Origin of the sequence: Evansella halocellulosilytica (genome assembly GCF_002335745.1) — a bacterium.
In the GTDB taxonomy this organism is placed as follows: Bacteria; Bacillota; Bacilli; order Bacillales; family Salisediminibacteriaceae; genus Bacillus_CA; species Bacillus_CA halocellulosilytica.
Window position 1 is genome coordinate 3,835,007 of record NZ_NIST01000001.1, and the last position, 12,571, is coordinate 3,847,577.

The 12,571-nt window shown below is 37.1% G+C and carries 13 protein-coding genes; 2 read left to right on the forward strand and 11 right to left on the reverse strand.

The features are described 5' to 3' along the window. Nucleotides 1-31: 31 nt before the first annotated feature. The 7 genes from CD001_RS18220 to sirA form a co-directional block, all read right to left on the reverse strand. Nucleotides 32-646 (reverse strand): hypothetical protein, encoded by a 615-nt coding sequence (locus CD001_RS18220; RefSeq protein ID WP_096189029.1) that lies wholly within the window; start codon nt 644-646, stop codon nt 32-34. 6 nt (nt 647-652) lie between these two features. Next, nucleotides 653-1,189: a TlpA family protein disulfide reductase gene (locus CD001_RS18225; RefSeq protein WP_096189030.1), complete on the reverse strand. Its 537-nt coding sequence runs from the start codon at nt 1,187-1,189 to the stop codon at nt 653-655. A gap of 177 nt (nt 1,190-1,366) precedes the next feature. Further along, nucleotides 1,367-1,807 carry an SRPBCC family protein gene (locus CD001_RS18230; RefSeq protein ID WP_096189031.1) on the reverse strand — a complete coding sequence of 147 codons (441 nt, stop codon included), beginning with the start codon at nt 1,805-1,807 and terminating at the stop codon, nt 1,367-1,369. Nucleotides 1,808-1,844: 37 nt separating this feature from the next. Further along, nucleotides 1,845-3,644: an ABC transporter ATP-binding protein gene (locus CD001_RS18235; RefSeq protein WP_096189032.1), complete on the reverse strand. Its 1,800-nt coding sequence runs from the start codon at nt 3,642-3,644 to the stop codon at nt 1,845-1,847. Further along, complete coding sequence (locus tag CD001_RS18240; RefSeq protein WP_096189033.1) at nt 3,637-5,397, reverse strand: ABC transporter transmembrane domain-containing protein; 1,761 nt, start codon at nt 5,395-5,397, stop codon at nt 3,637-3,639. The genes CD001_RS18235 and CD001_RS18240 overlap by 8 nt, the downstream gene beginning before the upstream one ends. Before the next feature lie 221 nt (nt 5,398-5,618). Next, nucleotides 5,619-5,837, reverse strand: a complete 219-nt coding sequence (locus CD001_RS18245) for a YneF family protein (RefSeq protein WP_096189034.1) — start codon at nt 5,835-5,837, stop codon at nt 5,619-5,621. A gap of 124 nt (nt 5,838-5,961) precedes the next feature. Continuing rightward, nucleotides 5,962-6,411: a sporulation inhibitor of replication protein SirA gene (gene sirA, locus CD001_RS18250; protein WP_096189035.1), complete on the reverse strand. Its 450-nt coding sequence runs from the start codon at nt 6,409-6,411 to the stop codon at nt 5,962-5,964. Between the two features lie 752 nt (nt 6,412-7,163). Here sirA and CD001_RS18260 point away from each other — a divergent pair. Further along, nucleotides 7,164-7,568 carry a VOC family protein gene (locus CD001_RS18260; protein WP_096189036.1) on the forward strand — a complete coding sequence of 135 codons (405 nt, stop codon included), beginning with the start codon at nt 7,164-7,166 and terminating at the stop codon, nt 7,566-7,568. Between the two features lie 238 nt (nt 7,569-7,806). On the opposite strand, the gene tkt is transcribed toward CD001_RS18260, so the two are convergent. The 4 genes from tkt to yneA all read right to left on the reverse strand — a co-directional run bounded on the left by tkt (nt 7,807) and on the right by yneA (nt 11,596). Further along, entirely contained in the window at nt 7,807-9,804 is a 1,998-nt protein-coding gene (gene tkt / locus CD001_RS18265; protein ID WP_096189037.1) for a transketolase, read from the reverse strand. Nucleotides 9,805-10,329: 525 nt separating this feature from the next. Beyond that, on the reverse strand, nt 10,330-10,566 hold the full coding sequence (locus tag CD001_RS18270) for a DUF896 domain-containing protein (protein WP_096189038.1): 237 nt from the start codon (nt 10,564-10,566) through the stop codon (nt 10,330-10,332). Between the two features lie 53 nt (nt 10,567-10,619). Continuing rightward, a complete protein-coding gene (locus CD001_RS18275) occupies nt 10,620-11,276 on the reverse strand; it encodes a YneB family resolvase-like protein (protein ID WP_096190674.1) in 657 nt (218 codons plus the stop codon). Nucleotides 11,277-11,278: 2 nt separating this feature from the next. Further along, complete coding sequence (gene yneA / locus CD001_RS18280; protein WP_179298812.1) at nt 11,279-11,596, reverse strand: cell division suppressor protein YneA; 318 nt, start codon at nt 11,594-11,596, stop codon at nt 11,279-11,281. Nucleotides 11,597-11,797: 201 nt separating this feature from the next. Here yneA and lexA point away from each other — a divergent pair, with 201 nt between their 5' ends. Then, entirely contained in the window at nt 11,798-12,421 is a 624-nt protein-coding gene (gene lexA, locus CD001_RS18285; RefSeq protein ID WP_096189040.1) for a transcriptional repressor LexA, read from the forward strand. Nucleotides 12,422-12,571: the final 150 nt, after the last annotated feature.

The following is a 12,571-nucleotide window of genomic DNA, read 5'->3' on the forward strand; positions in this document are numbered from 1 at the left end:
TTTTAATATAAAATTTTTCTATCGTCCTCTGTTAGAGTTGAAATGGGCTAACGATAACATATGCAAATAGAAAGCCAATAACAATAAATAAACTTCGTCCCAGTCTTTTTCTAGACGAAACAAATAGAAATGCACCAACAATAATGAGCATAAGGAACCATGCATAATAAACATTTACCATGTGGTATGTAAGATCGCCAATCGTATAGCCGAACGATAATGAGCTGACTGCCCCATACTCTTTTATAAATATTGAATACGTAAATAATGTAAGAGCACTACCGAAAACGATACTATCGATTGTTTTCGAAGACCATTTCTTTCGATAATACTGAAATCCAAAATACGTAACAGCTACTGTACTTGCTGCAAGTATAGCATATGGACCTCCAGAGTAATAAAGTAATTGCTGAAATGATGTGATGAGACTTGGTTCAAGGATAAATGGCCAGCTTTTATAAACGATTAAAGAAAGAATGATCGCTACGATCAAAGCATCTGAAACAGACTCCTTCTCCGCTTTACTGTACGTTTTTAAATACATCTGTACTGAAAAATAACCAGCTGCGATTGAAACAATTAGAAATAATAACATATAAGATAATGATATTGGACCTAAATTGATCGTTTCAAATGGTTCAAACATCGTTATTTATTCTCCTTTCATTTGTTGTACACCTTGGCTTATATCAGCGTTTGTTAATGCTCCAACTTTGCGATGTACAATCGTTCCATCATGCTGAATAAATAACGTCGTTGGTACGGGAGGAACGAAATACTTTTGAGATACCTCTCCCTGCTCATCCAAACCATTTAAAAACGTAATATCGTGATTATTGATAAAAGCTTTCGCATTTTCTATTCGGTCTTGTGATGTTACATTGATGCCTAAAATTCGAATATTCGTCAGTTCAGCTGATGCTTTTTGTAAGGCTGTCATCGAAGCTTCACAATATGGACACCACGAAGTCCAAAAATAAACGATCGTCCCGTCGTACTCAGCTCCGTCATTATATAAGGTGACTTCCTCTTCAGTCGATATTTCACTTAGAGTAAAGTTTGGAGCCTTATGTCCAATTTGGACGAGCTCCCCTCGGACTGCCCCTTGTTCATCTCTTTGATCCATCCCGATGAAGAAAATAACCGATATACTAGCGATAATAAACCATATTCGTTTTAATATAGTCATTTTATATGTACCCCTCTGTCCATAATTTGACGTGCCAAGTATATCACGTTTTTGTTCTCTTTTATTAGAAAATGTTCATATCCTTGTCGAACCCTTGAAGACCCTCTTTTTAACAAAGTCTATCATGAAAAAAGAGCATCACAACTGTGACACTCTTTCATAATTTAAAATTGGTGTTTATTCAACATCTTCTAATACTTTTTTTATACTCTTTAAGTGATCGCCGTCTTCACGGTTAATCATTTTGACAAGTAAAGGGCGCATTAATTTCATCGTCCATTTTTTTGCAATGACATTTCCATTAAAAGTCACTTTCGTTTTTTGATCAACTTCTTGAAAGGAATAGTGATACGTAACTTCCAACCCATTCGCATCACTTTTTACCCCGTATGATTTTTCCGGTTCATACTCTGTTACTTCAAGAACAGCACCAACTTTCCGATTTGCTAGATGTCGGAACTCTTTATACCGGCTGCCGACTTCCACTTGCCCTTCAGACAACTTTTCGACTTCAACAACATTTGCAAAATAATACGTTGCGTTCTTCGGGTTTGCAATAAACCGATAGACATCATCAATTGTTTCGTTGATTATCACTTCTTCATGAAAATCTGCCAAAGCAACATACCTCCATACATTTTAACTTCCAAATCATTCACTCTGCTGCTGGAATTTCTAATTTATCTGCTCCTTGCTGTAATAAGTACATTTTATGATATAGTCCTTCTTTTGCCAACAATTGAGGATGTGTACCATATTCAACGATTTCACCTTGGTGTAATACTAAAATGTGATCGGCATCTTTTATAGTAGAAAGCCTGTGAGCAATCGCGATGGTCGTTCTTCCCCGACGCATTTTCTCTAAAGCTGCTTGGATTTCTGTTTCAGTCTCTGTATCAACACTTGCAGTCGCTTCATCAAGTACGAGAATTTTCGGCTTTTTCGCCATCGTTCTTGCAAACGAGATTAATTGCCGCTGCCCGCTAGAAAAAGTTGACCCTCTTTCTCCTACTTTCTCTTTATATCCACGGGGTAAACGATTGATAAACGAATCCGCATGGACAAATTGTGCCGCTTCTCTCACGTCCGTTTCACTAATACTCTCATCATATAAGCGAATATTATACTCAATATCGCCTACGAATAAAAAGGGATCTTGCAACACGAGGCCCATTTTTGTACGCAACTCTTCATCACTGTATTGTTCAATTGGCTCTCCGTCAATTTTTATTTCACCTTGCTGAATTGAATAAAATCTCATTAATAAATTTATAATTGAACTTTTTCCACTGCCAGTATGACCTACAAGTGCTAACGTTTCCCCTTCGTTTACTTTAAAGTCAATATTTTTTAACACATCTTGTTTTCCGTCATAACTAAATGTCACATCATTAAATTCAATAACTCCATCTGTAATTTTTGGATCAGCTGTTCCTTCTTTTACAGGTGCAAGTTCATTATGATCCATTAACCGGAAGACACGACCTGCAGAAATAATCGCTTGCTGAAAAATTGAGAGACGCTGCATGACTTGATTGACGGGTTCGAAGAAACGGTCTAAATAATTTACAAATGCATATAACACGCCGATTTCAACAGGACTGTTTAAAGATGTTATTCCGAAAAAACTTAACACGAGTACGAGGGCTATGATCGAAATAAAGTCAACAGCAGGACGAAGTAGCAACCCGTCTAATTTAATGCTTTTAAACCATGCTTCATGATGCTCCTGATTCGTTTTTTGGAATTCTTTGTTCATCCTGCGTTCTTGTCTGAACACTTGGATAATCGCCATCCCTTGTATCGACTCATTTAACCTCGCATTTAACTGGCTGAGCTTTTCACTCATTTCAGCATAATATTTCGAGCTGAAGCGACGATACAATTGCATAACGAGCAGAAGGATCGGTAAGATACCTAAACAAAATAAAGCTAGTTGAACATTCAAAGCGAACATCGCGATGAATACTCCTACTAAAAAGACGATATTTTGTATAAATATTGCCATAACACTTACATATAACTCTTTTACTTGCTCTGTATCATTTGTGATCCGTGAGACGAGCCCACCTGTCGGAAATTGATCAAAAAAGGACAACCCGAGCTTTTCTACTTTATTAAACACATCAATTCTTAACTGCTGTATGATTTTTAAGGCGATTTTCTGAAAGAGTAGTCCTTGGGCATAGTTCATCACTGCTGCACATATATAAAGAAAAATAAATCCAAAACCTAACCATAATAGCGGCTGTAAGTCAAAAATTCTTGGAGTTAAGAAATCATCAATAAATATTTTTATTAAAATTGGACCTAAAATTTCTGCACTCGTTCCACCTATTAATAAAATTAATGCTATGGAGATCCACTTTAAGTGGGGCTTCGTATATGTCAACAACCTTTTAAACACTTGACCTTGAGGTAAGGGAGTTAATAAATGCTTATGGCGGTCAATCATTCACTCCCCCTCCTCTCTCAACAAGTGATTCAAGTTGCTGGTGTTCATACATTTGCTTATACCAGCCGCCATGACTCATTAATTGTTCATGAGTTCCTTCTTCCACAATTCTCCCTTGATCTAATACAATAATTAAATCAGCATGTTTAATTGCACTTAAACGGTGAGCCGTAATGAACGTTGTTTTCCCTTTACGAATATCACGAAGTGCATGAAGGATTTGTTCTTCCGTTTTAGCATCAACTGCTGAAAGAGAGTCGTCCAAAATTAAGACTTCCGGATTACTCATTAACGCGCGAGCGATCGACATTCTCTGCTTTTGGCCACCAGATAAGGTTACACCTCTTTCACCGACAATCGTTTCGTAGCCTTCATCAAACCGAATGATATCTTCGTGTATATTCGCTAATTTGGCGGCTTCAATTATTTCCTGATACGTCGCATCAGGCTTTGCAAAACTAATATTATCTGCAATCGTTGCAGAAAACAGAAAATGGTCTTGTGGGACATAGCCAATTGATTTTCTTAATGCATCGAGAGAGTAGTGCTTCAGGTCGTGACCATCAAAATCGATCTTGCCGTGTTCAATATCAAAATCTCTAACCATCGTTTTTACAAGTGTCGATTTCCCGCTTCCCGTCCTCCCAGCAATCCCGACAGTTTCACCGCGCTTTAATGTAAATGAAATGTCTTCAAGGGCTCGTTCGTTCTCATCTCCGTAACTGAAATGATCAATATTAAAGGTAATATCCCCTTGAGGAGAAGATTGAATGGCTTCATTTATATCTATAATTTCTTGCTTTACTTTTAACAATTGAGAAACACGTTCATATGACGCCCTTCCTCGTTCTACAATGTTAAACAGCCAACCGAACGCAAGCATCGGCCAAATGAGCAAGCCTAAATAAACAGTAAAGCTCGTTAACTGTCCAATAGTCATTTCATCCATTACGACATAGCGTGCTCCGAAAGCAATTGAAAGAAAATAAGAAAGCCCTACAATCAAAGAAATTGTCGGATCAAACAACGCATCGACTTTTGCGACTTGAATATTTTTATCTACGACGTCATCTGATTCCTTTTTAAATGAAGAAACCTCTTCATTTTCGTAACCAAACGTTTTCGTGACACGAATTCCAGACATACTTTCTTGCACTTTATCATTTAAAGATGAAAATGCAGCTTGTGCTTTCGCAAACCGTTTATGAAGCATTGAACCGTACTTGCTCGTAGCTAACGCCATAAATGGCATAGGGATAAGGGCAATTAATGTCAACTCCCAGCTGATCGTTAACGCCATCGTAATAATGACGAACCCACCCATCGTAATTGAATCCACTAATGTAAGCACACCTGCTCCCGCCGTTTGTTCGATCGCCCGAATATCATTTGTAGCATGTGCCATTAAGTCACCAGTTCTGCGCTTTTGGAAAAAAGACGCAGACATTTTCGAAAAATGATCATACAGCTGATTTCTGAGCAGTCTGGCTAAACGAATCGCTGAGCCAAAAATCATAATTCTCCATATGTACCTTAAAATATAAACCATGATAGCAAGAGCAAATAAAATGAGCACCCATTGTAACAATATTTTTTCGGTTAACGTTGCTTCATTAATATGATCGACAATAACTCCGACAACATATGGAGGAAGAAGAGAAAGTAAGGATACGAGTGCTAATACGAGAATTCCTCCTCCATAATTCCATTTTTCTTTTTTGAAATACCACATTAAATCAATAAAAACCCTCATATCCGGGCCCCCAATATATAAAACTTATAATATTCTGAAAGCGAAAAAGACCAATCTCATCATATCAAAATTTTCAAAAATATAACAGATATTTTTTTCTAAAATAATTTCGAAAACTATCCATCTTGAATCATTAATGAATACAGAATAATATTTTCGTCTTATGTTTGGGTTGTTGCTAGTTGTTAAAATAAAAAACACCCCGAACTGGAGTGTCTTTTTTACTTCGTATTATTTTGCATAGCTTTCATCATTTGATTGATCTTTTTTTGTGATGGGTTCATACCCATTTGCATCATCATGACACGAAGCATTTTTTCGTTAATGGGTGGATTTTTCTTCATATAGCTCATCATATACTGTCGAGCGATAAAGAAGCCGAGCGCGATCCCTGCCAACAGTGCTACAACGATGAGAACGATTGATAACCACAATTCCATGCTACGGTGACCCTCCTTCTTGCTGATCTTCCAACTATCCCTTTTCGTCTATTGGAACCTTATACATTATAACCCATTCACTAGGACAATTAAAGGGATGTTTATTAAACTTCAAAAAAATTCATTAAGAATGATTGGCATATTTTAATGTTTTTATTGGTTTTAACCAGCCGTAACGACCACTTCGATAATCCATCGCTAAAAAGTATGAATGGTAGTTCCGCAGAAGTTCAAAGAATGTTACTTCAGCATCATATAATCCGTTCGCTTTTATTTTGACACAATGATTCTCCACCACTAACTGAGCAAAGCTACGATCATTTTTCTCTTTTAAAAAATGCTTCTGTTCATCCGTGATGTAACCTTTATTTTTCAGTAAATGTCTGGTCAAATATTTATCCAAATTTGCTTTATCAATTTGCTCACTTATATAGTTAATTTGCAAAGTAGTGATTTCTTTTAATTTTCCTTTTGATTCATAATTCTCTATAAATAAGTGGAAAAGTTTCGATTCCAATCCGTAATAAATTGACGCAAATTCTTCACGTATAATATACACATTATATTCCCTCATCGAACCCACCCTCCTTATTTTCTTTCATTATAGTAGACAAGCATAAAGAGGCATGTCTTATTTTGACACAAAAAAAGACTTGTTTTGTCGGATTGTGTATCAATCTTTAAATTCGTCTCAAAAACATTCGTTTTAGATACAACAATAAACAACGTGATTCATACTAAATTTATTATTTAACCAATTGGTTGACAATTAGCAATTAATGCATTATATTTAACCATATGGTTGAATATAATGATAACATTGGATAATATTTTTCATGCGTTGGCTGATTAAACCCGTAGAGAAGTTGTTCAACTCATTGCATCTAAGGAGTTTACCGTTTCTAGTTAGCAGAACTACCTGACACTCTTTAGCTGCGATTTCTAAACATATAAAAGTGTTAGAACGAGTAGGCTTGCTGGAAAGGAACATAAAAGGGTGTACATATACTTGTCGCCTGATTGCATAATCATTATTTGTAGCTACAGAGTGTTCTTTTTTATGAACAGTTTTGGAACAGTCAATTTGATGCTCTTGAACGTGAGTTGAAAATGCAATAAAGGAGGAACATTAAGAATTAATTAAAGGATATTTTCACCAAATTAAAGGAGGGATAGAGTGGTTGATAAGTCTACCACAATACTTACGATGACAAGGCGTTTTGATTCATCTCCGGAGAGAGCGTTTGATGCATGGCTTAACCCTGAGATGTTTAGAAGATGGCTATTTACCTTTCATAAAATCTCGTATAAGGAGGTTAGATAAATATGGGAATTCCTAATCAAAAAATTACCACTTTTATCACTTTCGAAGGAAAAGCTGAAGAAGCTATGAACTTTTATACTTCTTTATTTGAAAACTCGGAAATAAAAAACATCTCTCGTTACGGTGCCAATGAGCCTGGTAAAGAGGGAAGTGTACGACATGCTACGTTTTCGCTTAATGGACAAGAATTTATGTGTATTGACAGCATTTTTAAGCATGAATGGGAGATTACTCCTGGAGTCTCACTTTATGTAAACTGCAAAGATGAAGCAGAGATGAATAAGCTCTTTGACAAATTATTAGTGGATGGTAAAGCGCTTATGCCATTAGATGACTACGGTATGAGTAAAAAGTTTGGCTGGGTGAATGATCGATTTGGTGTTTCTTGGCAGCTAAATCTGCCTTAGAAAATTGACGTTAAATTGAGGGAATCACCGATGTAAGTCAGCACTTACATCGGTGATTTTCAATAGTTTTATCCAAAATAACACTTAAACCATACAATTTACCACTAAAAACAAATTGCGTTTCATTATTCGGGAATTTCACTTTAATTCGGAGTGATATTTTAAAAACTGCACCTCCAATTATTAGATTCTATCTAAAAATTGAGGTGCAGTTCATGAATTGTACGGTTTTTACTGATTATTTATTTAATAACTGTTTAAATTGTGCTGCAACGTTTTCAACTGTAAAGCCATATTCTTTCATAATTCGATCTCCTGGTGCAGAAGCTCCAAAACGGTCAATGCCTAATACAGAACCATGGTCACCTGTATAACGCTCCCAGCCAAATGATGCAGCCATTTCAATCCCTAATCGTACTTTAACATTTGGATCTAATACTTGATCTTTATATTCATTAGATTGTTTTTCAAAACGATCCCAGCTTGGCATACTGACAACAGAAACATAAATTCCCTCTTTTTCAAGTGTCTTTTGTGCTTCTACTGCTAATGCTACTTCGGATCCAGATGCTAACAATAAACCGTCAACATTGCCATTTGCTTCAGAAACGATGTAGGCACCTTTTTTAACACCTTCATATGCTTTTTCCGCAGTGTGTTCAAGTGTCGGTAGCCCTTGGCGTGTTAAAACGAGTGCAGTTGGATGATCCGTGCTCTCTAAAGCTAGTTTCCACGCTGCAGCCGTTTCGTTCCCGTCAGCTGGACGAATTAATGATAATCCAGGCATTGCACGTAATGCAGGAAGTTGTTCGACTGGTTCGTGTGTCGGACCATCTTCACCAACAGCAATACTATCATGAGTAAAGACATACGTCACTGGTATGTTCATTAATGAAGATAAGCGCATAGCTGGACGAAGATAATCAGAAAAGACGAAGAACGTTGCAGCATATGGCTTAACGCCTCCGTGTAAAGCCATACCATTTACAGCTGCTGCCATAGCAAATTCACGAACACCAAACCAAATGTTACGACCTGCGTAGTTATTTCTTGAAAAATCATCTTCATCTTTTAGCATCGTTTTGTTTGATGACGCTAAGTCTGCAGAGCCTCCAAACAAGCTTGGAACATTTTTCGCAATAGCATTTAAAACTTCTCCGCCAGTCGCGCGTGTCGCTGCTTTATCGCCTACACTGTAAGTTGGAATATGTGCATCCCAGTCAACCGGAAGTTCTCCTTTAATGGCTAACGATAATTGCTCAGCAAGCTCTGGGTATGCTTTCTCGTATTCATTAAATAGATCGTTCCAAGCTTCTTCTTTTTTCGCTCCTTCATCTGCCAACTGTTTATAATGGTCTCGTACTTCATCAGGAACGTGGAAGTCTTGTTCAAATGTCCATTTGTAGTTTTCTTTCGCTAGTTTTGCTTCATCTTCTCCAAGCGGCGCTCCGTGAGATGCAGATTTACCGCTTTTATTCGGAGCTCCGTAACCGATTGTCGTTTTTACTTCAATCAATGTAGGACGCTCGTCTCCCTTTGCAGATTGAAGCGCATTTGAAAGTTCTTCTAAATCATTACCATCTTCTACGCGAATGACTTGCCAACCGTATGATTTAAAGCGGTCTTCAACACTTTCAGAAAACGATTGGTGTAGATCTCCATCGAGAGAAATATCATTTGAATCATATAATACGACGAGATGACCTAGCTTTAAATGTCCAGCTAAGGATGCTGCCTCAGCAGAAACACCTTCCATTAAGTCACCATCACCACAAATCGAATATGTATAATGGTCAATAATATTGAATTGATCACGATTATATGTTGCGGCTAGATGTCTTTCTGCCATTGCCATTCCGACAGCCATCGCAACACCTTGACCTAATGGACCAGTAGTAGCTTCCACCCCTGGTGTATGACCGAATTCAGGGTGTCCTGGTGTTTTACTATCCCATTGACGGAAGTTTTTTAAATCTTCCATTGAAACATCATACCCATGTAGATGTAACAAGCTGTAAAGGAGCATCGATCCATGACCTGCTGATAATACAAATCTGTCACGGTTAAACCAATCCGGGTTTTTAGGGTTGTGATTCATAAATGTTGAAAAAAGTTTGTAAGCCATTGGTGCAGCCCCCATCGGCATCCCAGGGTGGCCTGATTGTGCTTTTTCGATACTATCAATTGCTAGTGTTCGTATCGTATTAATTGATAACGTATCAATATTGCCTGACATGAATGTTCATCCTTTCGTTTTCAAATGTTGACAACTTCAAGTCAATCATATACTTATTTTATCTTGAAAACAAGCGTTAATCGAAGAGTTTGTGCTTAATTTAACATAATCTTAATCCCCGTTCATTTCATTTTGAATTAAATGGTTTCCATATCATTATCTGTCATGAGAACTCCAAAACTTTCTACATAAATAAAGTGACAATTTTGTGAAAGTCATGAACTTTTATATTGATCACTTTTGACGTTTTAATTTCGTCTGTTGTAACAGGATTCCACCTACACTTACTGTACGGATCCATAAACCAATACTCCTTGCCATCAATCAGGAGTGTACGGCATCCACTCACCTTAACTTCTCGACCTTCATTTTGTCCTACGGAAACGCCGAAGTCACCACATCCGTGTGGAAACTCGTGATGTAAACGCTAGTCGCTGAGCTAGACGTAACAACTATTTCGAGAACTTATCTACAAGATAAATCTATAGTTTCCAAAACAATAAAAAAAGACAAAATGACCATTGATTAATGAGTCATTCCGTCTCCACCTTTTTCTCTTTTTAACTTCTCAGGAGTTACGTCATTTCCTTCATCATCGACAACCTTAACGGATTTCAACTGATTTTTGAAAGATTTTCGGACGTTTTTTAAATAAGCTTCTCTCAGTTCTTTTTGCTCTTTTTGCTCTTTCAAGGTTAACCCTTCAGATTTGGATTTCCTTGATAATTCATTTATACGTTGAATCTTGTCTTTGCTTAACATTTTTAACCCTCCAATATTCAGTATTTCTATCGTACATAACATTATTGGAGGTTTCAAGTTTTTGAATTTTCAGCTTCACGCATGTATTGCTGGTACCTGCGATGGGCTGTCGCTTTTGACAAAGAATAACCAAATCCTCTTAACGTGGCAGCAACTTCATGAAAGGTTAAACCGTTAGATTTCAAGCGAACAATTTCTTCAATTGGTACTTCTTTTTTCTTTCTTCCTCCAGCATGTTGTTTATAGCGCAAGTTTTCAGCTGGGTTATACCCCTCTTCAACAGCTTTTTTCATTCCACGTTTTATTTTTAAATTATGAAGCTTTCTTTGATACTCTTCTACAATAGATACGATATCTAGTATCATCGTATCTGTTTCTGATAGGACAATCGTTCCCATATCTTCGATCGTATATATTTGAATTCCCCACTTATGAAGCTGATGTATTAAGGCAACTTTTGCATTGCCACGCCCCAGTCTCGTATCGTCTTGGATTAATAAAGCATCGGCTTGTCCACTTTTGAATTTTGACAGCATGTTTAATACACCTTGCCGGTCTATATCATAACCACTCGCCTTTTCTTCGATCACGTCGACAACATTCATCTTCCATTCTTGTGCGCCTCTCAGTAATTCCTGCTGCTGCCTTTTTAAAGAAGTCTCTTGAGTACCTTTGTCAGTACTTACTCGTGTGTAAATAATTGCTCGCAAACTCATTCTGTAACATATGCCTCCAGTTGTAAGGGGACAGTAATTTTCTGCCCTGGGTAAATATGTGACCCGCTTAATTCATTATGTTCTTTCATCCATAATACTACGTTCTGTATAGGTGCATCTATATGTTTTGTTTGCTCAGAAGCAATAGACCATAAGGAATCGCCCTCTTGCACAACTTTTTCTTCAAATAATATTCCGTCATTAATGGTAGATTCACTTGCAGTAGCTGTCGTCCAAATAAACAGACCAACAGATAAAATTAAGATAAAAATCGAACAATCTAATCCTTTTTTAACTTTTGATACAGCTTTCATTGTTATCACTCCATTAATCGAATGTTTGTTCGTACATATAATATCAAGAACAGGTGTTCGTGTCAACAACAAAAAAGAGAACGAATGTTTGCATACCATTTCTGTCCATGGTATAATGTTCCTGAACTAGAGTAGTCAGTGAAAATAGATTCCTTAAATAAATCCATTGATAAATTCACTTTATACAAAGAGGTGCATCAAATGACGAAATTATCAAAAAGACAGCAAGATATACTTTCTTTCATAAAAGACAAAGTAAAAGAAAAAGGCTATCCACCTTCTGTGAGGGAAATTGGCGAAGCAGTTGGACTAGCTTCTAGCTCTACTGTTCATGGACACTTATCCCGACTAGAAAAAAAGGGCTACATACGTCGTGATCCAACTAAGCCGCGGGCAATTGAAGTAATTGGATTAGAAAAGGAAACTTCTCACGTCTCAGAATCCCCTTCTTTATACATTCCTGTCATCGGTAAAGTTACGGCCGGTTCACCGATTACTGCGATTGAAAATATTGAGGAATACTTACCTATGCCTGCACATTTAGCAGGTGACGAAAATTCGTTCATCTTAGAAATTCAAGGGGATTCTATGATTGAAGCAGGTATTTTCGACGGGGATTATGTTGTTGTCAGACAACAGCAAAGTGCAAACAACGGTGACATCGTTGTTGCGATGACTGAAGATGATGAAGCAACGGTAAAAAGATTTTTTAAAGAAAGAGACCACATTCGGCTGCAGCCAGAAAACTCTACGCTTGAGCCAATTATTTTAAGAAATGTTCATATTTTAGGTAAAGTTATCGGCGTCTTCCGTACGATCCATTAAACTAGCACTTTTTCTTATCACTTCTCCTATAACGCAAGAAGGCAAGACCAGCTCTGGCCTTGCCTTCCTTTAGTCGTATATTATTATACAATTTATGATTAATAAACCTTCTCAAACGAAAAACCGTTAGAACCATTTCGGATCTAACGG

What these genes read in the sequence shown, in the direction of transcription:
- CD001_RS18240 (WP_096189033.1), bottom strand. Translation starts at nt 5,397, where the DNA reads ATGAGGGTTTTTATTGATTTAATGTGGTATTTCAAAAAAGAAAAATGG.
- CD001_RS18220 (WP_096189029.1), bottom strand. Translation starts at nt 646, where the DNA reads ATGTTTGAACCATTTGAAACGATCAATTTAGGTCCAATATCATTATCT.
- CD001_RS18245 (WP_096189034.1), bottom strand. Translation starts at nt 5,837, where the DNA reads ATGGAATTGTGGTTATCAATCGTTCTCATCGTTGTAGCACTGTTGGCA.
- yneA (WP_179298812.1), bottom strand. Translation starts at nt 11,596, where the DNA reads ATGAAAGCTGTATCAAAAGTTAAAAAAGGATTAGATTGTTCGATTTTT.
- CD001_RS18270 (WP_096189038.1), bottom strand. Translation starts at nt 10,566, where the DNA reads ATGTTAAGCAAAGACAAGATTCAACGTATAAATGAATTATCAAGGAAA.
- tkt (WP_096189037.1), bottom strand. Translation starts at nt 9,804, where the DNA reads ATGTCAGGCAATATTGATACGTTATCAATTAATACGATACGAACACTA.
- sirA (WP_096189035.1), bottom strand. Translation starts at nt 6,411, where the DNA reads ATGAGGGAATATAATGTGTATATTATACGTGAAGAATTTGCGTCAATT.
- CD001_RS18225 (WP_096189030.1), bottom strand. Translation starts at nt 1,189, where the DNA reads ATGACTATATTAAAACGAATATGGTTTATTATCGCTAGTATATCGGTT.
- CD001_RS18235 (WP_096189032.1), bottom strand. Translation starts at nt 3,644, where the DNA reads ATGATTGACCGCCATAAGCATTTATTAACTCCCTTACCTCAAGGTCAA.
- CD001_RS18260 (WP_096189036.1), top strand. Translation starts at nt 7,164, where the DNA reads ATGGGAATTCCTAATCAAAAAATTACCACTTTTATCACTTTCGAAGGA.
- lexA (WP_096189040.1), top strand. Translation starts at nt 11,798, where the DNA reads ATGACGAAATTATCAAAAAGACAGCAAGATATACTTTCTTTCATAAAA.